The following is a 26,099-nucleotide window of genomic DNA, read 5'->3' as shown; positions in this document are numbered from 1 at the left end:
TGGTGCTTGGCCTCCTGCTTTTCTGGGGGCTAAAAATTGGTTTTTCCAAAGGTGGAGGGCGACACATTGTTTACCTGTGGACACTTGGTGTCTTTGTCCCTTATTTTTTCCTGAGTCCGCTCTTTATGTATTACAGTGGGATAACTTCTGTAGTTGGGACAGATATCAGTGGTTATTATGGGATCCATTTTTTTTTCAGCATATTGGGAGTGTTTTTTTTTATTGCTGGTTATTGGATGGCCTCCAATATTTCACAGGATCGTTGGTTTGATTTGCCAAAATTCCAATTGTTAAATACGGAACAGGTACTAACAAAGTTGTTTATTGCGACTTATGGGATAGTAATGATCAATATGGCGGTGGGAGGAATAAATATAGCTGATGTATTTATTGGAAACAAGGTGATCGGACTGGGTGCAAAGGGGGCAAGTTATTACCTGCAAAATTTCGCAGATTCCCTTATTTGTGTTTTAGTTCTTGGGTATTTGTATGATGTGCCTAGGAAAAAATTGCTGACAGGAATTTTCTTTGCATTTTTCCTGTTTTTTTTACTTGGTTTCCGTTACCGAATCATTCTTAGTATCGGAGGCCTGGCGTTGGTGTACCTGATTAAAAATAAGGTGACTAGCAGGCAGGTATTCCAGGGGGTAATGCTGGGGTTGCTTGGTTTTTATTTTATTATTTTTTCCACTATTAACCGGTTTGCCCTCGTTGATAGAAGATATAGTGAACTGGTATTTAATCCCCTCGAGTTTCCGGTTGAAGGAATATTTGAACAAACGAGAGGAGCGCTCGCTGATATGGCGGTTTACAAATTGTATGATAATCCATTGAAAGGGGCCAGGCATGATTATGGAGCTACCATAACTTTATACGTATTTATTCGGGTAATTCCCAGGGCCATTCTTCCCAACAAAGATGAATTTTATCCACCCCCACAGTTGAAAACAACTGTTGATGCATATGACCCCTGGTGGGCAACTTTTACTGGCGAAGCGACACTCAGTTCCGGGGCTATTTATATTGCCTGGGGCTGGCTTGGAATAACTTTAGGTCATTTTTTATGGGGGGTGTTATTACGCCGGTTTACTAATTCAGTTAAAAAATCTGATCCCCTGAGTATTGCCACATTTATAGTCGTTGCACTTGCCAGTTTTCAATGGATTAGTCGTGGTTATTTTCCGCAATCAGTGGATCATTTTGCGTATATGATGATCCCGGTTTGGGCGTTACAGTATATACGAAAGAAACAACATGCGAATCATTAATTTAGTTGACACCCTGGCCCCAATCAACTTAGGTGTATGGCAATCAGCTTGTAGTACTGGTAACTTGCTTGGGGCATTTGGTATTGATTCCGAAGTTTGGTTTCCGGCAAATTCAGTTACAAGCATTCCAGGACAAATAACTATCCCTGCATACCCTCTTGAGTCGTTAACAATTTCATACCTAAAAAGTCTCATACATTCCAGACAGCTTGATACTGCAAATGATATCATTGTTACACATGGCTGCTGGCAGTTTGCTACGCACTGGGGAGCTTTTCTGAAAAAACTGGGGTATAAATGGATATATGTTCCGCATGGAATGCTGGAGCCATGGCCCCTGCAGCATAAGAAATGGAAGAAGAAGCTGTACCTTAAATTTTTTGAGAGACGCATGATATTAAAGGCTGATTTGATAAGGGCGGTAAGTAGTTCTGAAGCTCAAAACCTGAAAAAACTCTTTCCAGCCAAGAATGTAATCCTTGTTCCAAATGGCGTTGAATGCGAATCAGAATTTAAAGTTATAAAGGAGAATACTCCAATGATCTTTGTCTTCATGGCCCGACTCCACCAAAAAAAAGGCATTGTACACCTTGTAAATGCCTGGCTGCGTTCTTCTTTGAATAATGATTCTGGATACCAGTTACTTATCGCTGGTCCGGATGAAGGTGAATTGCCACTGATAGAACCATTGATAAAAAAAACAAATAATATTCGATATGTTGGGGTGGTTAAGGGCAGTTCAAGGGATGAACTCCTGGCCTCGGCCCATTTTTATGTACTGCCTTCTTATAGCGAAGGCTTCCCTACTTCGGTCATTGAAGCCATGGAAAAAGGTGCTATTCCGCTAATTAGCCGCGAATGCAATTTCAATGAAGCATTTGATGCCGGTCTGGCAATCGATGTGAAACCGGACCCGGCGGTCATAGCACCTGTATTGGAGAAAGTGGCAACAACTGCCAGGGAGGAGATAGCGTTAAAAGGAGCCGCCTGTTACCAGTTTATAAAAGCAGGATATAGCCTGGAACAGATTGCTGCCCTGCAAAAATTTGTATACCTGGAATTATTGCAAGATGTCTAAAACAAATTTGTCCGCCTACAATAACCAGTGGTTTGATCCCGGTGCGGGGAAACTGAAACGACTGTGCTGGTATGTGGTGAATGCCGTGGTTTTCAGGTCCTATCTTGTTCCGGTTTCATCTGTAAAAAGAGCATTGTTAAAAGCTTTCGGTGCGCGCATTGGCCAATCTGTGGTAATCAAGCCCCAGGTGAATATCAAATATCCCTGGTTGCTGAGTATTGGTGATCATTCCTGGATTGGTGAAAATGTGTGGATAGATAATCTTGTACAGGTTACCATCGGGGCAAACTGTTGCCTGTCGCAGGGCGCATTTTTACTGACCGGCAACCATGATTATACCAGTCCAACTTTTGAACTTATGGTAAGGCCAATCATCTTGGAAGAAGGGGCTTGGATCGGTGCGCAGGCACTGGTCTGTCCTGGAGTGACCTGCGCCTCCCATTCCGTACTAACTGCCAAATCGGTAGCTACTAAAAATCTGTTTCCTTATATGATTTATCAGGGAAATCCTGCTGTACCTGTAAAAGAAAGAATCATTCCTGGCCAACCCTGATTTAATATGTGTACCATTTCCGTTATAACAGCCACTTATAACAGTGCTGCTACTGTTGAAGACACACTCATTAGTGTCGGGCGTCAGACTTACCCATACATAGAACATATCATCATCGATGGGAAATCCACCGATCAAACACTGGACCTGGTAGCCCGGCACCCGCATGTGGCCAAATTGATTTCTGAGCCAGACAAGGGCATTTACGATGCAATGAACAAGGGTATAACCCTTGCATCCGGAGATGTGGTGGGCATCCTGAATTCCGATGACATCTATGCCCACAACCGCGTACTGGAATATGTGGCCCGGTTGTTTAAGGATCCGGATGTACAGGCGGTGTACTCGGACCTGCAGTATGTGAAAGCCAACAACCTGAACAAGGTGGTTCGATACTGGAAGTCTGGAGAATACAGTTCGCAGAATTTTTTTTATGGGTGGATGCCGCCGCATCCGACTTTTTTTGTAAGAAAACAATTATATGATGACTGCGGCGTTTTTGATACCAGTTTTAAATCAGCCGCTGATTATGAGTTGATGCTGCGTTTCCTGGTTAGATACAATCTTCCTGCTGCCTACCTGCCTGAAGTAACCGTAAAAATGCGGGTAGGCGGTATGAGCAATGCCAGCCTTACCAACCGCTGGCGTGCCAACCGCGAAGACCGCCGGGCATGGGATATAAACGGGTTAACCCCATATTTTTTTACCATACCTTTGAAACCTTTTAGAAAATTGACACAATTCCTTATCAAATAAAAATTATGTCTAAAGTCGCACTCGTTACAGGTATCACCGGCCAGGATGGCGCCTACCTGGCTGAACTCCTGCTGGAAAAAGGATATTACGTTCACGGCATTAAACGCCGCACTTCCCTTTTTAACACAGACAGGATTGACCACCTCTACCAGGATCCCCATGAGAAAAATGTTCGCCTGAAACTTCATTACGGCGACCTCACCGACAGCACCAACCTCATCCGGATCATTCAGGAAACTCAGCCGGATGAAATCTATAACCTCGCTGCCATGAGTCATGTGGCGGTGAGTTTTGAAGAACCCGAATACACAGCCAATGCCGACGGTATTGGTACACTTCGCATACTGGAAGCCGTACGTTTGCTTGGGCTCACCAAAAAGACTAAAGTTTACCAGGCTTCCACTTCAGAACTGTATGGCCTGGTGCAGGCAGTTCCCCAAAGTGAAACCACCCCATTCTACCCCCGCTCTCCCTATGCAGTGGCTAAAATGTATGCCTATTGGATCACGGTAAATTATCGTGAAGCTTATGGCATGTTCGCGGTAAACGGAATCCTGTTTAACCACGAATCACCCCTCCGAGGTGAAACCTTTGTAACCCGCAAGATCACCCGTGGTGTGGCCAAGATCGCCCTCGGACTGCAGGATAAGATATACCTGGGTAACCTCAATGCGCAGCGCGACTGGGGCCATGCCAAGGATTATGTAGAAGCCATGTGGCGCATTCTTCAGCAGGATACCCCCGAAGACTATGTGATCGCTACGGGCGTGACAACCCCCGTGCGTGAGTTCGTCCGGATGGCATTCGCGGAAGTAGGGGTGCAGGTTGAATTCAGCGGTGAAAATGAAAAAGAAGTGGGCAAGGTCGTTGCCTGCAGCAATCCTGATTTTCAACTCGAAATCGGTCGGGAAGTAGTGGCTGTGGATCCCCGTTATTATCGTCCCACTGAGGTGGACCTGCTAATCGGCGACCCCACCAAATCCAAGACCAAGCTCGGCTGGGAACCCAAATACGACTTACCCGCCCTGGTAAAGGAAATGGTTGCTGCCGATGTGGAATCTTTCCGTAAGGAAAAACTGCTGAAAGAAAGCGGGTATTATGTGAAGAATCAGTATGAGTAGGTGAATGAGTCAATGGGTCAATGGGTCAATGAATACAAAAAACAATATGGATATCTCTTCTAAAATTTATATAGCCGGCCATCGAGGGATGGTCGGTTCTGCTATACACAGGCGCCTGCAGAAAGCAGGGTTTTCCAATTTCGTACTGAGAACATCAAAAGAACTGGACCTGCGCAACCAGCAGGCCGTGGCCGATTTCTTTGCTGCGGAAAAACCCGATTATGTGTTCCTGGCTGCGGCCAAGGTAGGAGGCATCCTGGCCAATAATACCTATCGGGGCGAGTTTCTGTATGATAACCTGATGATCCAGAACAATGTGATCCATTCTTCCTATGTAAATGGGGTGAAGAAACTGATGTTCCTGGGATCTTCCTGTATCTATCCAAAAATGGCTCCACAGCCATTGAAGGAAGAATACCTGCTGACGGGTGAACTGGAACCTACTAATGAACCCTACGCGATTGCCAAGATCGCCGGTATTAAACTTTGTGATGCTTACCGCTCACAGTATGGCTGCAATTTTATTTCTGTGATGCCGACCAATCTATATGGTCCCAATGACAATTACGACCTGAATAATTCACATGTGCTGCCTGCATTGATCCGCAAGTTTCATGAGGCGAAACTGAACAACGAACCTACTGTTACCATGTGGGGTACGGGTACCCCCCGCCGTGAGTTCCTTCATGCCGACGACCTTGCAGATGCCTGTTACTACCTGATGCAGCACTACAATGAACCGGGCCTGGTAAACATTGGTGTGGGGGATGATATTGCCATAAAAGACCTGGCTTTGCTGGTAAAAAAGATCGTAGGTTATGAAGGTGAGATAGTACACGATCTGTCCAAGCCCGATGGCACACCACGCAAGCTTATGAATGTTGACAAACTACATTCATTTGGCTGGAAACACCAGATCGAATTGGAGCAGGGTATTGCAAGTGTGTACGAGGAGTTTAAGTCGAAATACTGATATTCTGTTTGCATAAATTTCATGTGAGTCCCGCAGGTCAGTCCTGCGGGATTTCTTTTTTCCTCCTTAACTTGCGGCATGTTCTCCATCTTCCGCCGAAATAAACCTTCTTCCCGTATCGACCTCTCCGGCATCGGCACCGATATGCACTCGCACCTGCTGCCGGGTATTGACGACGGCTCGCCGGATACGGATACTTCCCTGGAACTGATAAAGGGACTGGAGGAACTTGGTTTCAGGAATTTCATCACCACCCCGCATGTGTTGTGGGACCTCTACCGCAATACCGATGAAACGATCGGACAGGCGGGAGATGAACTGAAACTGGCCGCTGAAAGAGCGGGTCGGTCACTGCAACTTTCCGCCGCAGCCGAATACATGATGGATGACCATTTCACCGAAATGCTCAGGAATAAGGTTCCCCTGCGTACCCTCGCGCAGAACTTTGTGCTGGTCGAATTCTCCTTCGTCAGCCTGCCCTTCGACTGGAAACAGGTCTTCTTCGACCTCCAGATCCAGGGTTACATACCCGTGCTGGCCCACCCCGAACGTTACAATTACCTGTCCGCCCAGCCTTCCATTTTCCGCGAGATCGCTGATATGGGGGTATTGCTTCAGGTAAACCTTAATTCCCTCACGGGCTACTACGGCAAACCCGCCCTTCAACTGGCGCAGTGGCTCATCAAACAAAACCTGGTGAGCTTCCTGGGTTCCGATCTCCACCACCAACGACATCTTGAAGCCCTTCGTGTATCCCCCTCCCTGCAACCAATGGTTGAACACATCCTGGACAACGGCCGGTTACTGAATTCGCTGTGGACATAATAATAAATTTTGCCCTTCGTTTATATAGGGGTAAATTTATATAGTGCAGCCCCTGTCATACAGGTATGAATTGGATGGCCTTAGAGCTATTGCTGCCTTAATGGTCATGTTCTTCCACTTTTTTGAACTCTTTGCTCAGGTGGGGGCCTATCCCCCTGTTGTTCATACCATAACATCGCTGGGGGCTTCCGGCGTTTCCCTGTTTTTTGTCCTGTCTGGTTTTCTCATCACCCGGATCCTTATCAATTCAAGGGGGGCACAGCATTATTTCCGCCAGTTCTATATGCGGCGCACCCTCCGGATCTTCCCCCTCTATTTTCTTTTCCTGGCGATTTACTATTTTTTATTACCCCTGGTCCTTAACCAGCCAACAGTGGGTGCCCGGCAGCAACTTGCTTTCTGGGTTTACCTGCAGGATTTTGCCGTGACTTTCAACTGGAATAGCAGCGGACCTTCTCATTACTGGTCACTGGCTATTGAAGAACATTTTTACCTTTTCTGGCCTCTGCTGGTGTTCTTCCTGAACAATGAGAAACTGCAAACAGCCATAGGGGTGATCATTTTCGCAGCCATCTTCACCCGGATAATGCTGGTGCTGAACGGTAATATGGTGTATTACTTCACCTTCACCCGGATGGACGAACTGGCCATCGGCTCCTTCCTGGCCATCCTGGAACAGAAACAAAAATTCAACCGGGAACAATCCGGAACCTTTGCCCGCTGGGGATTGTCCGTGCTGCTTGTCGCGGGAGGGCTTTGGTATATCTATGACGGACTGGATCACCCGGTCATCCAGGTGGTGAAATACCTCTTTTTCGGCGCCCTCTATTTTTCAGTGATCGGCTGGGTGGTCTGCCTGCCCGACAACCATTGGGTCAAAAGAATCCTGCAATCCACTCCCCTTCGCTTCTCCGGCCGCATCAGTTATGGCCTTTACATCTACCACCTGGCCTGTTTTGAGCTGATCCGCACTTTTCTCGACTCCGGCAATACATGGGTCAACCTCCTCACCAGCATTATGGCCACCTTCCTGGTGGCTGCCATCAGTTATTATGCCTTCGAGAAGAAATTCCTCGACATGAAACGGTATTTCAACTATCGCCCTGCACCGCGGGTAGCCTGATCCCGAAATTTTTCCGAACCTTTGCTCCTTCTTTTGTGTTTAACTTTACGTAATAATCATTAAACACAAAAAATGCCGGTCATGAATGCATTTACCATCAGGGACCTCGAGAATCTTTCCGGTATTAAGGCCCATACCATCCGCATCTGGGAACAGCGATACAATTTCCTGAAGCCCCGGCGAACGGATACCAATATCCGCTATTATACCTCCGAAGAGCTGAAAGCTGTGCTGAACATCGCCCTGCTGAACAAGTATGGTTACAAGATCTCGCATATTGATAAGATGCAGCCGGAGGAGATCCGCGAAAGGATCGTTGCCCTTGGTAATGCCCAGGCGCAGCAGGAAAGGCTGATCAACGAACTGATCCAGTTTATGGTGGATATGGATATGGAGAGGTTTGAGCTCCTGCTGGACCAGCATATCAGCTCGCGGGGAATTGACAAAACTATAACACAGCTTCTCTTTCCCTTCCTGGAGAAAATCGGGATATTGTGGATGACGAATCATATCAATCCGGCCCAGGAACACCTGGTTACCAATATCATACGTCAAAAACTGATTGTCGGCATCGAAGGGGCTTTCTCCCATGTTAAAATGCAGCAAACCGTGTTACTGTTTCTTCCGGAAGGTGAGCACCATGAGCTGGGTCTCCTCTACGCCTACTACCTGCTGAAGAGCAGGGGCGTTCACGTAATTTACCTGGGAGCCAATCTGCCCCTGAAAGATGTGGAATTTGTTGCGAACCTGAAAAAGCCCGATTTCCTGTACTCACACCTGACCTCGGTGGCCAACAATTTCAGCTTCGACAAGTTCCTGCATGCCTACAGCCTGCGATGCCCATCCCACCGGCTGGTGATCTCAGGCCAGGTAGCCCAACAGTACAGGAAAGAGGTCCCGGAGATGGTCAGTTTCAAAAAATCCCTGGCCGAAGTGCTGGAATTCGTAGCCGGACTTCACTAGATTTTAACATTTCCCGGAATAAATATCGTTGGTGGAACTTAGAAAATTGTTTAACTTCGAATCGTTAATAATTAAACATAACTGCCATGTCTAACGTAGAATTTGATGAGATGCTGGTGAACAACGCAGAATTTCTCCGCCCATTTGCAATTACGTTGACCCGTGATAACGAGGCCGCGCAGGATCTTTTCCAGGAGACGATGTACCGTGCCATTGCCAACCGTGAAAAGTATAATGTGGGCACCAATATTAAGGCATGGCTGTACACCATCATGCGGAATATCTTCATCAATAATTACCGCAGGAAGGCGAGGCAGAACACCATTTTCGATAATACCCCCAATGAATTCCTGCTCGACTACAACCAGGTTACCACAACCAATGCCGCCGAGTCCACCCTGCGGATGAAGGAGATCCAGGAAGCCGTGCACACGCTGCCGGAGATCTTCAGGAATCCATTCCTGCTGTATTTTGACGGGTTCAAATACCATGAAATCGCCGATATGCTGGGTGAGCCCCTGGGAACGATCAAGAGCAGGATTCACTTTGCAAGGAAACTTTTAAAAGCCCAGATCGCCAGGTACTAGTTTAATTCCGTTCCATTGCCGAAGAAAGTAATCATTATTGGTTCAGGGTTCGCAGGCTTGTCTGCCGCGGCTTTTATGGCCCGCGGGGGCTGGGATGTGACCGTGCTGGAAAAAAACGACCAGCCGGGTGGCAGGGCAAGGCAGTGGAAAGCCGATGGGTTTACATTTGATATGGGGCCGTCCTGGTACTGGATGCCGGATGTGTTCGAGCGATACTTCAACCAGTTCGGGAAATCGGTTTCCGATTATTACAAACTGGAAAGACTGGATCCGTCCTACCGGGTTTATTGGGAGGATGGCAGAATGGATGTGCCGGCGGGATTGGCGGCTGTACGCGACCTGTTTGAGTCCATCGAGTCCGGCGCCGGCCCGATGCTGGAAAAGTTTATGGAGGAAGCCGCATACAAATACCGGGTGGGCATTCACAAGCTGGTGCACAAACCCGGCCGTTCGCTGGCAGAGTTCGCCGACTGGGAGCTGGTCCGCGGGGTTTTCCGGCTTGATGTCTTCACTTCCATGAAAAGCCATGTGCACAAATATTTCCGTCACCCCAAACTCCGCCAGTTGATGGAGTTTCCTGTCCTGTTCCTGGGGGCGATGGCAGAACATACGCCGGCGCTTTACAGCCTGATGAATTACGCTGATGTGGCAGGGGGAACCTGGTACCCGGAAAAGGGCATGTATTCCATCGTGGAATCCATGTACCAACTGGCACTGGAACAGGGAGTGAAGTTCCGTTTCAATGAACCGGTGACATCCATTGAACTCCACGGTTCGGTGGCAGCCGCTGTAGCCACTAGCCATGCCCGTTATGATGCGGATGTTGTGATCGGCGGGGCCGATTATCACCATATTGAAACCAGTTTGTTGCCTGCCTCGCACCGGAGTTATTCCGATGCCTACTGGGACCGGCGGGTGATGGCGCCAGGCTGCCTGTTGTATTATGTGGGACTGAATAAAAAGCTGACTGACGTACAGCATCATACGCTGTTTTTCGACAGTCCGTTTGACACGCATGCAAGGGATATCTATGAGCAGCCGCAATGGCCGCAGGACCCTCTGTTTTATATGAGCGCCCCATCGGTGACCGATCCAACCGTTGCGCCGGAAGGACATGAGAACCTGTTCCTGCTGGTACCGGTGGCAGCGGGACTTGGCGGTGATACGGAATCGGTACGCCGGCAATATTTTGACAAACTGGCCGGAAGGCTGGAAAAAATCCTGGGGCAATCCATCAAAGATGCCGTCGTGCTGAACAGAAGTTTTGCACATTCCGACTTTGTGAATGACTACCATTCGTTTAAGGGCAATGCCTATGGACTGGCCAATACACTTAAACAAACTGCCATACTGAAACCATCCTGCAGGAGTAAAAAGGTTAAAAATCTTTTTTACACCGGCCAACTCACTGTGCCGGGGCCGGGTGTGCCACCCAGCCTGATCAGCGGTGAAGTAGTGGCCAAAGAAGTTATCCGTAATTTTTAGTTATCTTAAATAACAGCATAACCAACGCTTATGATACAATTGTTTCATACGGTATGTGAATACTGCAGCAAAATAACTACTGAGCGTTACAGTACATCGTTTTCGTCGGCCATCAAACTGCTGCACAATGACCTTCGCCAGCCCATATTCAATATTTATGGTTTGGTGCGTTTTGCCGATGAGATCGTGGATAGTTTTCATGAGCACGACAAGCATGTATTGCTGGCTGAATTCAAGGTTCAGACATACGAGGCTATTGACAGGAAGATAAGTCTCAACCCGATCCTGCACAGTTTCCAGCAAACGGTGAACGCCTATAATATTGACCATGAACTGATCGAGGCATTTTTCCGCAGCATGGAAATGGACCTGGAAAAAAAGGCATATGATCACCAGGGTTATATGGACTATATCTATGGCTCCGCTGAGGTGGTGGGGCTCATGTGCCTGTATGTTTTCTGTGAAGGCGACCGTTCCCTCTACCAGCGCCTGAAAGATCCGGCTCGCTCCCTGGGTGCGGCATTCCAGAAAGTGAATTTCCTGCGTGACCTGAAGGCAGATTACAGCCATCTCGACCGGGTATATTTTCCGGGTTGTGATTTCAGTAATTTCACCGCCTGTGACAAGTCAAAAATCGAATCGGATATCCAGCGGGACTTTGACGATGCTTACCGGGGCATCATGCAATTGCCGGTAAAAGCCCGCTTTGGGGTCTATGTTGCCTACAAGTACTATCTTTCGCTTTTCAAGCGGATCAAGCGGGTGCAGCCCCAGCGGATCCTGGTGGAAAGGATAAGGATTCCCAATTACCGCAAGGCCGCCATTCTGGTGCGTGCGGGGGTGAGGAATCAGTTGGGAATGATGTAAGCGGGTGAATTTACCCGACGGGTGAGTCCGCGACTTAACATACTGAACAAAAGACAAACTAATATTTTGATTACAGCGGATATTTTACTGGTTGATTCAAACGATAACCCTGTCGGCACCATGGAAAAGATGGAAGCACACAGGAGGGGATTGCTGCACCGGGCTTTCAGTGTATTTATTTTCAATGCAGCGGGGGATATGCTCCTGCAGCAGCGTGCCCTGAACAAGTACCACAGCGGCGGGTTATGGACCAATGCCTGTTGCAGTCACCCTTACCCCGAGGAGGATATTGATTCGGCTGCACATCGCCGTTTGTTTGAGGAGCTTGGGTTCTCGGCCCCGCTGAAGAAAGCCTTCTCCTTTGTGTACAGGGCAGAATTTGACAATGGCCTGACGGAGCATGAATTTGATCATGTATTTGTGGGGAAATACGATGGGCCGATCCACCCCAACCAATCGGAAGTGAATGATTATTGTTATCGGTCACCTGAAGAAATTGAAGCCTCGATGCTGTCGCATCCTGCAAGATTTACGGCCTGGTTTCACCTGGCATTTCCCAGGGTAAGGGAATGGATAAAAAACTCTGATCTATGCACTGGTTAGTATATGCGGCGATTGTAACCGCCACGTTTATCATTATGGAAGCAGTAACCTGGCTGACGCACAGGTATGTGATGCATGGTTTCCTCTGGTACCTGCATGAGGACCATCACCGGAAGGGCCCGGGTTTTTTTGAGAAGAACGACTGGTTCTTCGTGATCTTCGCCATCCCGAGTATCGGCATGATCCTGGCGGGAACGCTGGATCCGGAACTGCTCTGGCTGCAGGCCATAGGGTTTGGGGTGATGGCTTACGGCTTCGCCTATTTCATGGTCCATGAAGTGATCATTCACCAGCGGTTCAAATGGTTTACCAGGAGCAATAATATGTATATCCGGGCCATCCGCTGGGCGCATAAAATGCACCACAAACACCTGGGCAAGGAAGACGGCGAGTCCTTCGGCATGCTGCTCGTGCACCAGAAGTATTGGGAGAAGGTGAAAAAAGACCGTGAAAACACCCGGAATAAAAACTAGGAAGCTGCCTTAACTTGCTCCAGCCTAAACAGCTTACTATGCCCTCAGATTCTCTATTCAGGTACAAGCCATTCGAATACAAGTACCAGTTCGATTATATTTTCGCAGGTGCCGGTGCGGCATCGCTCAGTTTGCTCATCCGCATGCTGCAATGTGAACAGTTCCGCGACCGTACCTTCCTGATCGTTGACCGGGACCGCAAATCGGAGAACGACCGAACCTGGTGTTACTGGGAAAAGGGAGAGGGATTTTTTGATTCCCTGGTCTTTAAGAAATGGGACAAGACCTGGTTCCATGGTGAGGGGTTTTCGAAGCAGTTCAATATGGCTCCCTACCAGTACAAAATGATCAGGGGCATTGATTTTTATACCTTCTGTCTCAACTACCTGAAGAAGCAGGCCAATGTGACGATATTGTTTGAGCCGGTGGCGCGTGTCTATGATACGGAACATTTAGCCCGGCTGGTTTTGCATAATGGGGAAACCTATTCCGCAACCCGCTATCTCTTCAATTCCATTCCCTTTGTCCAGCCCGAAGCGGATTTAAAAACGCAGCTTTTCCTGCAGCATTTCAAGGGCTGGGTCGTGGAAACGGATCAGCCCTTTTTTGATCCGGGTTCCAATACCCTGATGGATTTCAGGATGGACCAGCAGCACGGCACAACATTCGTTTATACCATGCCGTTAGATGAGAAAAAGGCGCTGGTAGAATATACCCTGTTTTCAAAAACGCTGCTTCCTGCTGAGGCCTATGATGAAGGTTTAAGGAACTATATCAGGGATTATCTGAAGCTGGATGATTACCGGATTACGGAGCAGGAGTTTGGTGTGATCCCGATGACCAATTACCAGTATCCGCAGGGAGAGGGGCGGTTGGTTAATATCGGTACAGCCGGTGGGCAAACCAAGGCATCCAGCGGCTATACTTTTCAGTTTATCCAGAAGCACAGTCATTCCATCATCGACTCTATGCTCATGTATGGTCATCCCCGGCCTGAGAGTTATCACAGCGGGCGCTATCGTTTTTACGACAGGGTATTGCTGGATGTGATGTCGAAGGGTGAGTTGTCTGGCGCGGAAATATTTACGCGGTTATTCCGGCGCAATCCCATTCAAAGGATCTTCCGCTTCCTGGACAACGACTCCTGGTTGCCGGAAGAGCTGCTGCTGATCGGCAGTTTACCCACCATGCCTTTTTTGCGCGCCGCCCTCGGCCGGTAGGGTGCTTGCACCCGACGGGTGGAGACTTGCACCCGTCGGGTGGAGGACTTTCTCCCGTTGGGTGGCCACACCGAATTCCCCAATCAGCCACCCGACGGGTGAAAGTCCGGCTGAAAGTCCGGGGTGAAAGTCCATCGACTGAAAGACCCTATTTTTGGGCAAACCAATTTTTTGCGCAACCAGTACCATTATTTTTTAGCGGCCCTGCAGTTCCTGACACGCATCAAAGTGCCGGACAGTTTTTCGTACAAGCCCGAATACCTCGAGCGTTCTTCCACCTATTTCCCGCTGGTGGGCTCCCTTGTTGCCGCCATCGGAGTGATGGTGTACCTGGTGGTGAACAAATACCTCGGGCAGGACCTGGCCATTTTTTCCTTTATGCTGACCACCATCTGGGTTACCGGTGCTTTTCACGAAGACGGTCTTGCCGACACCTGTGATGCATTCGGGGGTGGCTGGACCAAAGAAAAGATCCTGACCATCATGAAGGACAGCCGGCTCGGCACTTATGGCATGATCGGGTTGCTGGGTGTACTGGCCCTTAAGTTTTTGCTGCTGAAGGAGCTGATGGGAGTGGGGGCGGGGGTTAAGGTGTCTGACATCTTTCCGCCGGCGCTCTCTGAGTTTAAGCATGCTGCCGGAAAGATGTCAGACACCTATCCCACCTATCCCTATCTCCTGCTGCTGATCGCCGCCCATAGTGCCAGCCGGTTCATGGCGATCACCATTATCCAGCAATATGAGTACGTGACGGATATTGACCAGAGCAAGTCGAAGCCGCTGTCCAGGTCTCCCCTGACCTGGCGGGAACTGCTCTTCAGTTTTGCGCTGGCAGTATGGCCCCTGGTATTTTTATCACCCTGGTTCTGGCTGGTACTGGTACCGATGTTTGTGGCGCGCACCATGCTGGCTCAATATTTTAAACGCTGGATTGGCGGGTACACGGGCGATTGTCTCGGCGCCACCCAGCAGGTAACGGAAATAATATTTTATTTATCGGCATTAATCATCTGGCGCTTTATATTGTAGCATGGAAATTTACCTGATCAGGCATACAAGACCGGCGGTGGAGAAAGGGATCTGTTACGGGCAGTCCGACCTGGATGTAGTGGATAGTTTCGCAGAAGAGGCGGAACAAATCAGGGAGGTATTGCCGGGTAAAATCAGCAGCGTATATTCAAGCCCGTTACAACGCTGCCGCAAGCTGGCGGAGCACCTGTTTGCTGAGCCCATCCTGTATCATGCAGACCTGATGGAATTGCATTGTGGCCGATGGGAGATGATGCACTGGGATGAAATACCGCAGGCAGAGCTGCAGCCCTGGATGGATGATTTTGTGACTGTGCGGGTTCCGGGCGGAGAAAGTTACGAGGACCTGTATGCGCGCACGGTGGCCCGGTATAAGGCCATTGCAGGTGATGCCCTTCCTGCCGCTATTGTGGCACATGGCGGTGTGATCAGGAGTATTTTATCCTATCTTACAGGCACGCCGCTGGCAGATTCCTTTAAAAGGTTTCCCCTGTATTACGGTTGCGTGGTGAAAGTGGATACCCTTACCAGTGGGTTTGAAATGCTTTCGAACATAGAACTGGTGACGGAGCAACACCGGCCAACGGGTGTCAGACATTAAATAACCGGGCTCAAACAACACTACAAAAATCCCATTATGTCCCTCAACATTGATGAACTGCTGACCGTAACCTTCACCTTGTTTGCCGTGATCGATATACTGGGATCCATTCCCCTGCTGATCTCCCTGAAGACCAGGATGGGGGTGATCCATGAGTTCAAGGCAACCCTGATCTCGGGCGCGCTGATGATCCTGTTCCTGCTGGTGGGTGAAAAATTCCTGGGCATACTTGGGGTGGACGTACGGTCTTTTGCCGTGGGTGGTTCCATTGTGATCTTTATACTGGGACTGGAAATGGTGCTGGGGATTGAATTTTTTAAAAGTGACGGGGATGCGAAATCGGGTACAGTGGTACCCATTGCGTTTCCCCTGATCGCTGGCTCGGGCACCCTTACCACCATTATATCCCTGCAGGCCAACTACAACACCCTCACCATGGCGATGGCCATCCTCCTGAACCTGGTCGTGGTGTATGCCGTTCTCCGATCGCTTAATTTTATCGAAAAACTGATTGGTCCCGCCGGTTTGCTGGCCATCCGTAAATTCTTTGGCGTGATCCTGCTGGCCATTGCGGTGAAGATCTTTGCCACCAATGCCAGCGGGCTGATCAAGTAGCTAAAGATTTGCATCGCCGGAAACCAATTTTAGCGTAATATTGCCATCCATTTTGCCGGCCTCGTAGTACAATGGATAGTATAAGAGTTTCCGAAGCTCCAGATCCAGGTTCGATTCCTGGCGAGGCCACATATGATAGTGAATGGTGAATGGTGAAGGGTGAATGGTGAAAGATATAAAACCCTTGCGCGGGAAGTCGGGCAAGGGTTTTGTTGTTTTAGCCCCAGGTTCGATTCACCTGCGCATTACTATCAGGAAAATGCCTGGGTATAACCCACCCATGTATGGGCGTTGAAACAAGAAGTTTATACACTCCTTTTTACCTTTTTGTCTAATTTAAAATAGGTTAAATTTTTAGAGCGAACCGTTTTTCCTTTTCCCTTAGGTGACCCATATACTGAACCTTCAGCTCTTCAGATAGAAAGCTCCGTTGAACTAAAGGTTCCACATTCGGAATCTTTTGCAGCATCTGTTCAATAATCTTAGATGATCGCTTGGGAGGGATGGCTAACCTTTCTCCGAACTCGATAAAGTTATCATACGTATAAATCCCAAACTTGTTGTAGGACGGACTTCCCAGGGCTCCTTTATAGAGGCCCTCCTGCAAGCCCAGTTCGCTTTCATTAATATGCAATCGCGTACACATAAGATCATAAGCCGGTGCAAGGATATAATCCCCGTCAGGACTTTCGATAGCGGAAAAGTTCTTTAGATGAGCATCTCCATTAGAAAAAAGGTAATTGAATACAACCAGTCGAAAGAATTTCTCCATGGCTACGGCTGCAGCAGGAATATACTTTTTAATCAAACGGCCTATATCCTCATAGCTCGCGTTGTACTTAAAATTTGCACCTTCCAGTTCCTCAGTCTTTCCTAGTAGCGTGGCAAAATCTTCTACCTGATACTTGGTCCCATCCGGTTTGTAATCAAATCTTTTGGTCAGATAAGCCGGGGTTCCATCATTAAAGAAGATCATTGCGTTAGCTGCCGTTTCGATACTAAAAACCTGTTTGGCTATCTGCATGGTTACATGCTCATTAGCGGGTATAAAAGCACGATTTATGAGATCACCCGGAATCGGTTTTAGAATATATTGGCCTTTTCGATCAACTAACTCTAATTGGTTTTTGACTAACCCCATGGAATACTTTTCCTGCACGCCTGAAATTGAGATGCGCTGCCGGTTTTCCTGAAATAATCTTCCATACTCCGAATCATTATTGGGCGGCGGAAAGGGCAGAATATGGCTAACCTTTTTTGTTCTTGAGCCAAACATCTCAGCTTTACACCGTGGACTATATGTTTCATGCCCTGGTTCAAGGTTGCCTGGGCAGCGGTCAAGTATTGGCAGCATTATTCTTCGATGGGTTTTATGGTTACAGCTCCTATTGTTTCCTTCTGGGTTGTTTTGAGCAAAAGGCTAAAATAGTCCCGCTCATCGATCTTCCACCTTAAGCATTGGAGTCGCTTATTTACTCCCTCTGACAAAAGGTTAGCGAAAAAAGGAAATAACTGCTTGCTTCGATATTCCTCTGCCTGCATGGGCAAAGTAATACTCACCGGACGAGCACCTGGCCGGGAGAGGTATGCTGGCAGATACTGAAAAACGTATTCTCCATCCTGCTTTTCAAGTACACCAGCTTCAATTTCGTTATAATATACTAGTCCCTTTGAGGTCATAACGCTTAACTAAGTGGCTTGATTTTGAGTTGAACTGAAAGACCAAGAGCATCAGCTACCTTCATCAGGATAGTTAGGCTTTTTCCTTTTCCTCCTTCCAATTCTCTTATCGTTCGCAAGCCCACTCCTGATATATCAGCTAAATGCTCTTGCGTTAATCCAAGTGTTACACGCCGTTGCCGGATGACTTTGCCTATATATTCTAACTCTTCAAAAGGCATATTTGTGCCGGTATTTATGCAAAAATAAAGAATTCCAGATAAAAATCTTCATAATAGGCACAAATATGCCGGTATAGGTGTTAAAACCGCCTCACTAGTGTAGTTCAAACACAACCGGCAGAGCAATATCACCCCATCAACAAGATTTGCCAGGATGGATTCCTCCACATCCATGCTTACCGGTTTCCGATATAGCATAGCTGTAAATTTGATCAGCGTGTATCATCTATTCCAAAGCTCTTGTAGGGAAATTCTTTTTTCCCAGCGCCCAATGATCGTTCCCATGAATCAAAGATTTATAATCCGCAGAAGCTGCCTGCAATAATTACTTCCCCTTATTTCGACGTGATCAGTACCGGCTGGTAGAGGTTTCTTTTGAGGCTGACCCTGCCGATGAACCGGTTCCCGTCTATTTTCTGGAAATCGGCGGGATAGATCATGATATCTTCATCCCGGGTGTCGAACAGCAGTTCCTTGGTGTGCTGCCAGCCAAAGCCATCCACATGGAATTTGGGAACCTCATTTTCCTCCAGCTTCAGGTTCTTGATGTTGTCGAGATAAAGGAAATAATAGCCCGTTGGATCGTTGACCAACATGAAGCTCATGGTGCCCCTGATCCGGCAGCACTGATCTTGACTCCCGGGATGTCATTGTAATAATAGGTTGTACGGGTTTGAATTCGTCCTCTTGAATCACTATAGGTAGTGGTGACTGCCGAATATTCCTCGCAGGAAATGAAGATGCCGCCATCATCATCCACCACCACATCCCTGACCTTCAGGTTGGGCGTTTCATAGTCCTCATCCTTTCCCAGTTCTTCTTTCGGGAAGGGATAATATCCCTTTTTATAATTGACCAGTTTGCCTTTGGGGTCAAGCACGGCTAAGAAAACCCCTTCTGTACCGGTCCCCTTTGCTTTTTTGCCGTAAGTGCAGGAAATGATCATTTCATGCTGTTTGTTTACCGTCAGGTAATATTCTTATCATTGGCTTTATGTAGCGATTCCGGATCAAACCTCAATATGATGAGCTCTTCCTTTTTCAGGGACAGGTTTACGATGCCGTCCTTTTCATTTCCCAGGAAGGCAAGGTCTTCTGTTTTCCTGGGGAGCTCATATTCTCCCCCCCAGTTTAAAAGTGAATTTGCTGTTTTGCGAATAACCGATAACGGATAAAAGGCACAAGGGTACGATCAGGAATTGTTTCATGAATTATTATGGACTGGTAAATTATTTATTGTCCCGCCACATACCTGCACAATTCGTTTTTCATGTCAGTGGTCTTGAAGAGGTAGGGGCCGAAGAGTTGCCGGCCTGCATTACAATTAATGTACATATAGGTGTTGCTCGCAGGTGAATAGAACATCTGGGTGGTACAGCCTATGCCATCACCCTCATGTCCGTACTGGGGATCCGTACCCTGGTGGTACTGGTAATATTCCAGCCCTAATCCGTAATCCGGCTGTTCCGAATTTTTTCCTTTGACCCAGGTCCTCATTTCCTGGAGGGAGGCAGGGCTGATGACCTTGCCGGTGAACAGTGCTTCATAAAACCTGATGGCGTCCGCCGCGCTGGCAGCTATCCCGCCATAACCATAACAGGCAGCACCCAGCTTATTGTTCCAGCGGGTAATGTTTTCCAGTTGCGCGTTGGCAAACCGGTCGAAGTAGTAACTGGGAAAACCGAGTGATGCAGCCATTTCTTCCCCCGGAGCATAATAGGTTTGTTCCAATGATAAAGGCTGCAGGATATCTTCCCTGAGCAACTGTTCGTAAGACTTGCTCCGGACCTTTTCCAGTATCACCTGCAATACCAGGAAATTGGCGTTGCTGTAGGAAAAATCGCTTCCGGGTTCAAAGAGCAAAGGTTTTCCCCTGAGCAGGCGCATGAGTCCGGCAACGGAAGGCTGCTGCAAAGGGTGGTTGAGCTGGTCCACATGGAATTCGGGTAATTCGGTCATATTGATGATGCCCGAACTGTGGTTCAGCAGCATCCTGACAGTGATCTTTTCCTGTCCATTGATATAGCCGGCGTATTCTGCGGGAAGCATCGGGCCGATGGGCTGGTCCAACCGGATCAGTCCCTGTTCCACGGATTTCATCACCAGTGCGGCGGTATAGGTTTTTGTCAGGCTGAACAGCCATCCGGGCGTGCAGGGTCGGAAGGGGGTCTGGTCTTCCAGCGAGGCATAACCGCCGCTGGCAAAATACCAGCCGTCGGCGTTTTTAACGGTCACCTGAACCCCGGGAATGCCGAGCTGCACATACTTGTCAATGATTCTTTGCAGGGAATCTTTCATGGGGTGTGCGGTGTTCATGGGGGTTTCCGCAGTGCAGGTAACCGTTTTAAGCTGGTAAAGGTCTTTCCTGCAACCCGTGGCGGTGATCAGTAAAAGGGCAATGGCCGCAATTGGGGCCATCCTGGGAAAGGCTGAAAATTTCATGTGTTTCATTTTTTAGTCTGTTGAATTTTGAGTCCGAGCATGGTGTTGGAAACCGGCAGGGGGGAGAGGTCGGGCGAATACCGGAAAAGCGGCTGCAACTGGTAAGCCAGGTAGGGCCTGATGGTGTAGTTGTGCAGCAGGATGGACCGGTAGCCGATGCTGAGCTGTACCGGTACCTGGTAAACACTTTTGAAGGCTTTCCCCTCCTTCCATTTGCCCTGGTCATAGACCTGCGGACGCGAGGGATACAGGGCCATCCGGTAGCCGAATCCCAGTCCCAGTCCGAGTTCCAGCTTGTTGGCTATCACCGGCGTGATCTGTCCCACCAGTTGGAGGTAGAGGGCGTCGCCCTGGTAATTATTCCGCGAATACCCGAGCTGGAGGCCGACACTGAAGAGTTGCCTGCTGCCCAGGGGCTTGCCGTAACCCACCTGGGTGACCAGTTCGGGGCGGCTCCAGTTCAGGCTTTTGACAGGTGCATAATAGGAACTCAGGCCGGCGGCAAGGTCCAGTTGCCAGGGCTCGTCAGACCGCTGGGCCTGTGTTTGGAAAGGAAGGATGACTGTAAAGAGGACCAGCATCCGGATAAGGTTTTTGTACATGTGCTGAATTTTGGTGCAAATTGCAGCCCGTACAAAGCGGAAATAAGCCAATTCCTGCCGAAGCGGGCGAATTCAGCCCTGAAACCGCCAAAGTTTATGATAGAGTAAGACAATAGAAGATAGACAAAGTTTATTTGTACTACTTTGTATAAATAACGAACTTTGCGGAAATTAAGTTGCGATACTGTTATGAATGATGGATTAAGTACGATAGAAAAAACCATTGCGAGCGACTACAAATATGGCTTTACCAGTGACCTGGAGGCGGAATCTGCGCCGAAAGGGCTGAATGAAGACATCATCCGGTTTATTTCTGCCAAAAAGAACGAACCCGGGTGGCTGCTGGAATGGAGACTGAAAGCCTACCGTCACTGGCTCACTATGACCGAGCCAAACTGGGCCAATGTAAATTACCCGAAGGTTGATTTCCAGGATGTGATATACTATTCAGCCCCCAAACAGAGGGTGAAGCCGAACAGCCTGGACGAAGTTGACCCCGAACTGCTGCGCACATTTGAGAAGCTGGGCATTTCCATGGCGGAACAAAAGCGCCTGACCGGTGTGGCCGTGGATGCGGTGATCGACAGTGTATCGGTGGGTACTTCCTTTAAGGAAGAACTGGCCGAGCTGGGCATCATTTTCTGTTCCATGAGTGAGGCCGTGCAGGAGCATCCCGAGCTGATCAAAAAATACCTCGGTTCGGTGGTTCCCATGACCGATAATTTCTATTCTGCGCTGAACTCGGCGGTATTCACCGACGGGTCCTTCTGTTATATTCCCAAGGGCGTTCGCTGCCCGATGGAGCTGTCCACCTATTTCCGGATCAACGCCGAAAATACCGGCCAGTTTGAACGGACCCTCATTGTGGCGGACGAGAGCAGTTATGTGAGTTACCTCGAAGGCTGTACCGCCCCCATGCGCGATGAAAACCAGTTGCACGCCGCCGTAGTGGAACTCATCGCCCTGGATCATGCCGAAATCAAGTACTCCACCGTCCAGAACTGGTATCCCGGTGATAAGGATGGCAAGGGTGGTATCTACAATTTTGTAACCAAGCGGGGCATCTGCCAGGGTGCCCATTCCAAGATATCCTGGACCCAGGTGGAAACCGGTTCTGCCGTCACCTGGAAATACCCCAGTTGTATCCTGAAAGGTGATTATTCCGTGGGTGAGTTCTACTCTGTAGCGGTCACCAATCACCACCAGCAGGCCGATACGGGAACCAAGATGATCCACCTCGGGAAGAATACCCGCAGCCGGATCGTGTCCAAAGGTATCTCGGCCGGCGTGAGCCAGAACAGTTACCGCGGACTGGTAAGCGTTTCAAAAAATGCAGCCAATGCCCGGAATTTTTCCCAGTGTGATTCCCTCTTGCTCGGCGACCGTTGCGGCGCGCATACCTTCCCATATATAGAGGTGAAGAACAGCAGTGCCCAGGTGGAGCATGAAGCAACCACCTCCAAGATCGGTGAAGACCAGATCTTCTATTGCAACCAGCGGGGTATTGATACGGAAACAGCCGTAGCCCTGATCGTGAACGGCTTTGCGAAGGAGGTGATGAACCAGTTGCCGATGGAATTCGCGGTGGAAGCGCAAAAGCTGCTGGCCATTACACTGGAGGGAAGCGTGGGCTAACACCCATGGGTAGCTGTAAAGCGGACCCGAAACAGTAACCGTCGGCGTGCCGGCACAAACACAACAACTCAGAAACAAACAACTATGCTTTCGATAAAAAATTTACAAGCTGGAATTGAAGGAAAAGACATCCTGAAGGGAATCAATCTCGATATCAAACCGGGTGAAGTACATGCCATCATGGGACCCAATGGTTCCGGTAAATCTACTTTGGCATCGGTACTGGCCGGTCGCCAGGACTATGAAGTTACAGGTGGTTCAGTGGAATTCAATGGCAAGGACCTGCTGGAGTTTTCTCCCGAGCAGCGTGCCGGTGAGGGTTTGTTTCTCGCCTTCCAGTACCCTGTTGAAATACCGGGATTGAGCACTGTGAACTTTATGAAAACAGCGGTGAATGAAGTGCGCAAATACCGCGGCGAAGAACCGCTGGATGCCGTAGCCTTCCTGAAACTGATGAAGGAGAAAATGGCGCTGGTGAACATCAGCAAGGAATTACTGACCCGTTCGCTGAACGAAGGCTTTTCCGGTGGGGAGAAAAAGCGCAACGAGGTTTTCCAGATGGCGATGCTGGAACCAAAGCTGGCCATTCTCGATGAAACCGATTCGGGCCTGGACATTGATGCCATCCGCATAGCAGCCCATGGGGTGAACGCGATCCGTACCAAGGACAATGCTGTGCTGGTGATCACGCACTACCAGCGCCTGCTTGATTATATCGTTCCTGATTTCGTACACGTACTGTACAATGGCCGTATTGTAAAATCAGGCACCAAGGAACTGGCCCTGGAACTGGAAGAAACCGGATACGATCAAATTAAAAGTGACTACCAATTCGCATGAGCACCGTAACAACCATCAAAGAAAAAATGGACCTGCTGGCGGCGAAGGCTGACCAGCTGGCGCCGGTGCGACAGGCTGCGCTGAAGGCTTTCAATAATTTTGGACTGCCCGCACCGAAACATGAAGAATGGAAATATACCCGCATCGGAAATGTATTCAACCTGCCACTGCAGTGGGCGCCTGACCAGGTGGATGCGGTAACAGCAGAAGACCTGAAGCCCTTCCTGCTGCCCGGTCATGAAGAAGCCAATGTGCTGGTATTCGTGAATGGCGTTTACGCATCTGCGTTATCTGTTATCAGGTCAGCCAGTATTGAGTGCATGTCGCTCGAAGCGGCTATGGATTCAGGTTATGCCGAACTGGTTGCCGCCAATCTCGGTCACAGCGGCAAGTACCTGACAGATGGTATCAATGCCCTCAGCACGGCTTCCCTGCGTGGCGGTGTTTTCCTGACGGTAAAAAGAAGCAAGGATGCCGAACATCCTTTGTTTGTGTACAATATAACCGATGCGCGCCAGGTGAATATGCTGTCGCAGCCCAGGGTGCTGCTGCACCTCGCTGAAAATGCGGGACTGCAGATGATGGAAACCTATGGCACCATCGGCAGCCAGGAAAGTTTCACCAACCAGGTAATGGAAGTGGTGGTGGAAAAAGACGCCCGTTTCGAATATTACAAGATCCAGAACGATGCGGCGCATGCCAGCCAGGTAAGCACCACGCATATCCGCCAGACCGGGAAGAGTTTTGTGCATGCCGTCACCATTTCGCTGAATGGCGCCATCGTGCGGAATAACCTGAACCTGGTGATGGAAGCGGAATACTGTGATTCACACATGTATGGACTCTACTGCATGCAGGGAAAGAGCCATATCGACAACCATACCATTGTGGACAATGTGATGCCGCATTGCGAGAGCAATGAGTTTTACAAAGGCATAATGGGAGACGCTTCCACCGGTGTATTCAACGGTAAGATCTTTGTTCGCCAGGATGCGCAGAAAACAAATGCCTTCCAGTCGAACAAGAATGTGCTGATCTCAGATGATGCCAGTGTGAACACCAAACCGCAGTTGGAGATTTTTGCCGATGACGTGAAATGCTCCCATGGCTGTACCATCGGCCGACTCGATGAGGACGGAATTTTTTACCTGCGTTCCAGGGGTATTCCCGACCAGGTGGCAAAATCATTGCTCCTGCATTCATTTGCCATGGATATCCTGGAACAGATCAAACCCGAGCCGCTGCGCAACTATGTTGACCGGCTTGTTTCAGAACGTTTAGCATACGAAATGGAATGATAACATCGCCCGAAATACAAGGTGGACTTGATACAGCGTTGCTGCGCCGGCAGTTCCCGATACTGGAACGGCAGGTAAAAGGCAAACCCCTGGTGTACCTCGACAATGCCGCTACCACACAGAAACCGCAGCCGGTCATCGATGCGCTGGTGGAATATTACAGTGGTTATAACGCCAATATTCACCGGGGTATCCATACCCTTGCGGAAGAAGCGACTGCTGCGTTTGAGCGTACCCGTGATACGGTGAAAGAATTTATCAACTCGGCCTGCCGGGAGGAGATCATCTTCACCCGGGGAGCCACGGAGGGTATCAACCTGGTAGCCTATACCTGGGGAAGGCAGCATATCAGGGCGGGAGATGAGATCATCGTTTCCACCATGGAACACCATTCGAATATAGTTCCCTGGCAGATACTTTGTGAGGAGAAAAACGCGGTGCTGAAAGTGATTCCCATCAATGAAAATGGTGAATTGCTGATGGAGGATTTTGAAAAGCTGCTGACGGAGAAAACCAGGCTGGTGGCGATGGTGCATGTGTCCAATGCCCTGGGAACGGTTAACCCGGTGAAGGAGATCATTGCCAAAGCCCATGCTGTGGGTGCGGCTGTTCTGGTGGATGGATCACAGTCCGCCGTGCACCTCGATATTGATGTGCAGGATCTCGATTGTGATTTCTTTGTCTTCAGTGGCCACAAGGTTTACGGACCAACCGGTTCCGGAGCAGTGTATGGAAAGCTGTCCCTGCTTGAATCCATGCCGGTATTTCATGGTGGTGGTGAGATGATCAAAGAAGTGCGTTTTGAAAAATCCACCTGGGCGGACCTGCCTTATAAATACGAAGCAGGCACGCCCAATATCGCAGATATCATCGCGCTGAAAGCGGCCCTGGATTTTGTAACGGACACAGGCAAGGAAAGGATCAGGCAGCATGAAAATGAATTGCTGGCATTGGCCACCTCGGCGCTGGAGCAGATACCAGGTGTAAGGATCATTGGTAAGGCTGCGGAAAAAGTGAGTGTGTTGTCTTTTGTGGTGGATAAAGTGCATCCCCAGGACCTGGGCATATTGCTCGACAACAGGGGCATTGCCGTGAGGACGGGGCATCATTGCGCGCAGCCGTTGATGGATTTTTTCGGCATTCCGGGTACCACCCGTGCTTCCTTTGCGATGTATAATACAAAAGCGGAGGTGGAAGCGCTGGCAGCGGGACTGGAGAAAGCAATCAAATTACTGGCATAAA

29 protein-coding genes and 1 tRNA gene are annotated in these 26,099 nt (G+C 49.0%); 23 read left to right on the top strand and 7 right to left on the bottom strand.

The window, feature by feature from the left end; all coding sequences use genetic code 11:
* Window positions 1–209: 209 nt before the first annotated feature.
* From wzy to BC349_RS08570, 19 genes are all read left to right on the top strand, one after another.
* Window positions 210–1,268 carry an O-antigen polysaccharide polymerase Wzy gene (wzy, locus tag BC349_RS20160; RefSeq protein ID WP_187256351.1) on the top strand — a complete coding sequence of 353 codons (1,059 nt, stop codon included), beginning with the start codon at window positions 210–212 and terminating at the stop codon, window positions 1,266–1,268.
* Window positions 1,255–2,346: a glycosyltransferase gene (locus BC349_RS08655; protein WP_187256350.1), complete on the top strand. Its 1,092-nt coding sequence runs from the start codon at window positions 1,255–1,257 to the stop codon at window positions 2,344–2,346. Before wzy ends, BC349_RS08655 begins: the two co-directional genes overlap by 14 nt.
* Window positions 2,339–2,899: a putative colanic acid biosynthesis acetyltransferase gene (locus tag BC349_RS08650; RefSeq protein ID WP_187256349.1), complete on the top strand. Its 561-nt coding sequence runs from the start codon at window positions 2,339–2,341 to the stop codon at window positions 2,897–2,899. The genes BC349_RS08655 and BC349_RS08650 overlap by 8 nt, the downstream gene beginning before the upstream one ends.
* Before the next feature lie 6 nt (window positions 2,900–2,905).
* Window positions 2,906–3,655: a glycosyltransferase family 2 protein gene (locus BC349_RS08645; RefSeq protein ID WP_187256348.1), complete on the top strand. Its 750-nt coding sequence runs from the start codon at window positions 2,906–2,908 to the stop codon at window positions 3,653–3,655.
* Window positions 3,656–3,660: 5 nt separating this feature from the next.
* Entirely contained in the window at window positions 3,661–4,776 is a 1,116-nt protein-coding gene (gene gmd / locus BC349_RS08640; protein WP_187256347.1) for a GDP-mannose 4,6-dehydratase, read from the top strand.
* A gap of 28 nt (window positions 4,777–4,804) precedes the next feature.
* On the top strand, window positions 4,805–5,749 hold the full coding sequence (gene fcl, locus BC349_RS08635; RefSeq protein ID WP_425489729.1) for a GDP-L-fucose synthase: 945 nt from the start codon (window positions 4,805–4,807) through the stop codon (window positions 5,747–5,749).
* Window positions 5,750–5,827: 78 nt separating this feature from the next.
* The gene (locus BC349_RS08630) at window positions 5,828–6,574 is read left to right on the top strand and encodes a tyrosine-protein phosphatase (RefSeq protein ID WP_187256346.1); all 747 of its coding nucleotides are present in this window, start codon (window positions 5,828–5,830) and stop codon (window positions 6,572–6,574) included.
* Window positions 6,575–6,617: 43 nt separating this feature from the next.
* Window positions 6,618–7,697: an acyltransferase family protein gene (locus BC349_RS08625; protein ID WP_187256345.1), complete on the top strand. Its 1,080-nt coding sequence runs from the start codon at window positions 6,618–6,620 to the stop codon at window positions 7,695–7,697.
* A gap of 81 nt (window positions 7,698–7,778) precedes the next feature.
* Entirely contained in the window at window positions 7,779–8,660 is an 882-nt protein-coding gene (locus tag BC349_RS08620; RefSeq protein ID WP_187256344.1) for a MerR family transcriptional regulator, read from the top strand.
* An 86-nt stretch (window positions 8,661–8,746) separates the two neighbouring features.
* Window positions 8,747–9,247 carry an RNA polymerase sigma factor gene (locus BC349_RS08615; protein ID WP_187256343.1) on the top strand — a complete coding sequence of 167 codons (501 nt, stop codon included), beginning with the start codon at window positions 8,747–8,749 and terminating at the stop codon, window positions 9,245–9,247.
* Between the two features lie 15 nt (window positions 9,248–9,262).
* Window positions 9,263–10,732: a phytoene desaturase family protein gene (locus BC349_RS08610; protein ID WP_187256342.1), complete on the top strand. Its 1,470-nt coding sequence runs from the start codon at window positions 9,263–9,265 to the stop codon at window positions 10,730–10,732.
* Window positions 10,733–10,762: 30 nt separating this feature from the next.
* On the top strand, window positions 10,763–11,599 hold the full coding sequence (locus BC349_RS08605) for a phytoene/squalene synthase family protein (RefSeq protein ID WP_187256341.1): 837 nt from the start codon (window positions 10,763–10,765) through the stop codon (window positions 11,597–11,599).
* Between the two features lie 66 nt (window positions 11,600–11,665).
* A complete protein-coding gene (gene idi, locus BC349_RS08600) occupies window positions 11,666–12,202 on the top strand; it encodes an isopentenyl-diphosphate Delta-isomerase (protein WP_246456864.1) in 537 nt (178 codons plus the stop codon).
* Entirely contained in the window at window positions 12,190–12,675 is a 486-nt protein-coding gene (locus BC349_RS08595) for a sterol desaturase family protein (protein WP_187256340.1), read from the top strand. Before idi ends, BC349_RS08595 begins: the two co-directional genes overlap by 13 nt.
* Window positions 12,676–12,713: 38 nt before the next feature.
* Complete coding sequence (locus BC349_RS08590; RefSeq protein ID WP_187256339.1) at window positions 12,714–13,895, top strand: lycopene cyclase family protein; 1,182 nt, start codon at window positions 12,714–12,716, stop codon at window positions 13,893–13,895.
* Window positions 13,896–14,066: 171 nt separating this feature from the next.
* Window positions 14,067–14,924: an adenosylcobinamide-GDP ribazoletransferase gene (locus tag BC349_RS08585; RefSeq protein WP_187256338.1), complete on the top strand. Its 858-nt coding sequence runs from the start codon at window positions 14,067–14,069 to the stop codon at window positions 14,922–14,924.
* 1 nt (window position 14,925) lies between these two features.
* Complete coding sequence (cobC, locus tag BC349_RS08580) at window positions 14,926–15,525, top strand: alpha-ribazole phosphatase (RefSeq protein ID WP_187256337.1); 600 nt, start codon at window positions 14,926–14,928, stop codon at window positions 15,523–15,525.
* 36 nt (window positions 15,526–15,561) lie between these two features.
* Window positions 15,562–16,140 (top strand): MarC family protein, encoded by a 579-nt coding sequence (locus BC349_RS08575; protein ID WP_187256336.1) that lies wholly within the window; start codon window positions 15,562–15,564, stop codon window positions 16,138–16,140.
* A gap of 57 nt (window positions 16,141–16,197) precedes the next feature.
* Window positions 16,198–16,269 (top strand) — tRNA-Arg (locus BC349_RS08570).
* Window positions 16,270–16,486: 217 nt separating this feature from the next.
* On the opposite strand, the gene BC349_RS08565 is transcribed toward BC349_RS08570, so the two are convergent.
* The 7 genes from BC349_RS08565 to BC349_RS08535 all read right to left on the bottom strand — a co-directional run bounded on the left by BC349_RS08565 (window position 16,487) and on the right by BC349_RS08535 (window position 21,084).
* Window positions 16,487–17,494, bottom strand: coding sequence for a type II toxin-antitoxin system HipA family toxin (locus BC349_RS08565; RefSeq protein ID WP_187256335.1), 1,008 nt, complete (start codon window positions 17,492–17,494; stop codon window positions 16,487–16,489).
* Entirely contained in the window at window positions 17,494–17,820 is a 327-nt protein-coding gene (locus BC349_RS08560) for a HipA N-terminal domain-containing protein (RefSeq protein WP_187256334.1), read from the bottom strand. Before BC349_RS08560 ends, BC349_RS08565 begins: the two co-directional genes overlap by 1 nt.
* A 5-nt stretch (window positions 17,821–17,825) precedes the next feature.
* Entirely contained in the window at window positions 17,826–18,041 is a 216-nt protein-coding gene (locus BC349_RS08555; RefSeq protein ID WP_187256333.1) for a helix-turn-helix domain-containing protein, read from the bottom strand.
* Window positions 18,042–18,376: 335 nt separating this feature from the next.
* Entirely contained in the window at window positions 18,377–18,646 is a 270-nt protein-coding gene (locus BC349_RS08550) for a hypothetical protein (RefSeq protein ID WP_187256332.1), read from the bottom strand.
* Window positions 18,643–18,987 carry a hypothetical protein gene (locus BC349_RS08545; protein WP_187256331.1) on the bottom strand — a complete coding sequence of 115 codons (345 nt, stop codon included), beginning with the start codon at window positions 18,985–18,987 and terminating at the stop codon, window positions 18,643–18,645. Before BC349_RS08545 ends, BC349_RS08550 begins: the two co-directional genes overlap by 4 nt.
* A 286-nt stretch (window positions 18,988–19,273) precedes the next feature.
* Entirely contained in the window at window positions 19,274–20,482 is a 1,209-nt protein-coding gene (locus BC349_RS08540) for a serine hydrolase domain-containing protein (protein ID WP_187256330.1), read from the bottom strand.
* Between the two features lie 5 nt (window positions 20,483–20,487).
* Window positions 20,488–21,084, bottom strand: coding sequence for a hypothetical protein (locus tag BC349_RS08535; RefSeq protein WP_187256329.1), 597 nt, complete (start codon window positions 21,082–21,084; stop codon window positions 20,488–20,490).
* Between the two features lie 189 nt (window positions 21,085–21,273).
* Here BC349_RS08535 and sufB point away from each other — a divergent pair, with 189 nt between their 5' ends.
* From sufB to BC349_RS08515, 4 genes are all read left to right on the top strand, one after another.
* Window positions 21,274–22,719, top strand: a complete 1,446-nt coding sequence (gene sufB / locus BC349_RS08530) for a Fe-S cluster assembly protein SufB (RefSeq protein ID WP_187256840.1) — start codon at window positions 21,274–21,276, stop codon at window positions 22,717–22,719.
* 84 nt (window positions 22,720–22,803) lie between these two features.
* A complete protein-coding gene (sufC, locus tag BC349_RS08525; RefSeq protein WP_187256328.1) occupies window positions 22,804–23,559 on the top strand; it encodes a Fe-S cluster assembly ATPase SufC in 756 nt (251 codons plus the stop codon).
* A complete protein-coding gene (sufD, locus tag BC349_RS08520) occupies window positions 23,556–24,857 on the top strand; it encodes a Fe-S cluster assembly protein SufD (protein WP_187256327.1) in 1,302 nt (433 codons plus the stop codon). Before sufC ends, sufD begins: the two co-directional genes overlap by 4 nt.
* Complete coding sequence (locus BC349_RS08515) at window positions 24,854–26,098, top strand: aminotransferase class V-fold PLP-dependent enzyme (protein WP_187256326.1); 1,245 nt, start codon at window positions 24,854–24,856, stop codon at window positions 26,096–26,098. Before sufD ends, BC349_RS08515 begins: the two co-directional genes overlap by 4 nt.
* The last annotated feature ends 1 nt before the right edge of the window (window position 26,099 follow it).

The sequence above is a fragment of the Flavihumibacter stibioxidans genome (genome assembly GCF_014332695.1).
GTDB lineage: Bacteria > Bacteroidota > Bacteroidia > Chitinophagales > Chitinophagaceae > Flavihumibacter > Flavihumibacter stibioxidans.
This window is presented reverse-complemented; position numbering and strand designations above follow the sequence as displayed.

What these genes read in the sequence shown, in the direction of transcription:
- BC349_RS08655 (WP_187256350.1), top strand. Translation starts at nt 1,255, where the DNA reads ATGCGAATCATTAATTTAGTTGACACCCTGGCCCCAATCAACTTAGGT.
- BC349_RS08650 (WP_187256349.1), top strand. Translation starts at nt 2,339, where the DNA reads ATGTCTAAAACAAATTTGTCCGCCTACAATAACCAGTGGTTTGATCCC.
- BC349_RS08645 (WP_187256348.1), top strand. Translation starts at nt 2,906, where the DNA reads ATGTGTACCATTTCCGTTATAACAGCCACTTATAACAGTGCTGCTACT.
- gmd (WP_187256347.1), top strand. Translation starts at nt 3,661, where the DNA reads ATGTCTAAAGTCGCACTCGTTACAGGTATCACCGGCCAGGATGGCGCC.
- fcl (WP_425489729.1), top strand. Translation starts at nt 4,805, where the DNA reads ATGAATACAAAAAACAATATGGATATCTCTTCTAAAATTTATATAGCC.
- BC349_RS08630 (WP_187256346.1), top strand. Translation starts at nt 5,828, where the DNA reads ATGTTCTCCATCTTCCGCCGAAATAAACCTTCTTCCCGTATCGACCTC.
- BC349_RS08620 (WP_187256344.1), top strand. Translation starts at nt 7,779, where the DNA reads ATGAATGCATTTACCATCAGGGACCTCGAGAATCTTTCCGGTATTAAG.
- BC349_RS08615 (WP_187256343.1), top strand. Translation starts at nt 8,747, where the DNA reads ATGTCTAACGTAGAATTTGATGAGATGCTGGTGAACAACGCAGAATTT.
- BC349_RS08605 (WP_187256341.1), top strand. Translation starts at nt 10,763, where the DNA reads ATGATACAATTGTTTCATACGGTATGTGAATACTGCAGCAAAATAACT.
- BC349_RS08595 (WP_187256340.1), top strand. Translation starts at nt 12,190, where the DNA reads ATGCACTGGTTAGTATATGCGGCGATTGTAACCGCCACGTTTATCATT.
- BC349_RS08590 (WP_187256339.1), top strand. Translation starts at nt 12,714, where the DNA reads ATGCCCTCAGATTCTCTATTCAGGTACAAGCCATTCGAATACAAGTAC.
- cobC (WP_187256337.1), top strand. Translation starts at nt 14,926, where the DNA reads ATGGAAATTTACCTGATCAGGCATACAAGACCGGCGGTGGAGAAAGGG.
- BC349_RS08575 (WP_187256336.1), top strand. Translation starts at nt 15,562, where the DNA reads ATGTCCCTCAACATTGATGAACTGCTGACCGTAACCTTCACCTTGTTT.
- BC349_RS08565 (WP_187256335.1), bottom strand. Translation starts at nt 17,494, where the DNA reads ATGCTGCCAATACTTGACCGCTGCCCAGGCAACCTTGAACCAGGGCAT.
- BC349_RS08560 (WP_187256334.1), bottom strand. Translation starts at nt 17,820, where the DNA reads ATGACCTCAAAGGGACTAGTATATTATAACGAAATTGAAGCTGGTGTA.
- BC349_RS08555 (WP_187256333.1), bottom strand. Translation starts at nt 18,041, where the DNA reads ATGCCTTTTGAAGAGTTAGAATATATAGGCAAAGTCATCCGGCAACGG.
- BC349_RS08550 (WP_187256332.1), bottom strand. Translation starts at nt 18,646, where the DNA reads ATGAGCTTCATGTTGGTCAACGATCCAACGGGCTATTATTTCCTTTAT.
- BC349_RS08545 (WP_187256331.1), bottom strand. Translation starts at nt 18,987, where the DNA reads ATGATCATTTCCTGCACTTACGGCAAAAAAGCAAAGGGGACCGGTACA.
- BC349_RS08540 (WP_187256330.1), bottom strand. Translation starts at nt 20,482, where the DNA reads ATGAAATTTTCAGCCTTTCCCAGGATGGCCCCAATTGCGGCCATTGCC.
- BC349_RS08535 (WP_187256329.1), bottom strand. Translation starts at nt 21,084, where the DNA reads ATGTACAAAAACCTTATCCGGATGCTGGTCCTCTTTACAGTCATCCTT.
- sufB (WP_187256840.1), top strand. Translation starts at nt 21,274, where the DNA reads ATGAATGATGGATTAAGTACGATAGAAAAAACCATTGCGAGCGACTAC.
- sufC (WP_187256328.1), top strand. Translation starts at nt 22,804, where the DNA reads ATGCTTTCGATAAAAAATTTACAAGCTGGAATTGAAGGAAAAGACATC.
- sufD (WP_187256327.1), top strand. Translation starts at nt 23,556, where the DNA reads ATGAGCACCGTAACAACCATCAAAGAAAAAATGGACCTGCTGGCGGCG.
- BC349_RS08515 (WP_187256326.1), top strand. Translation starts at nt 24,854, where the DNA reads ATGATAACATCGCCCGAAATACAAGGTGGACTTGATACAGCGTTGCTG.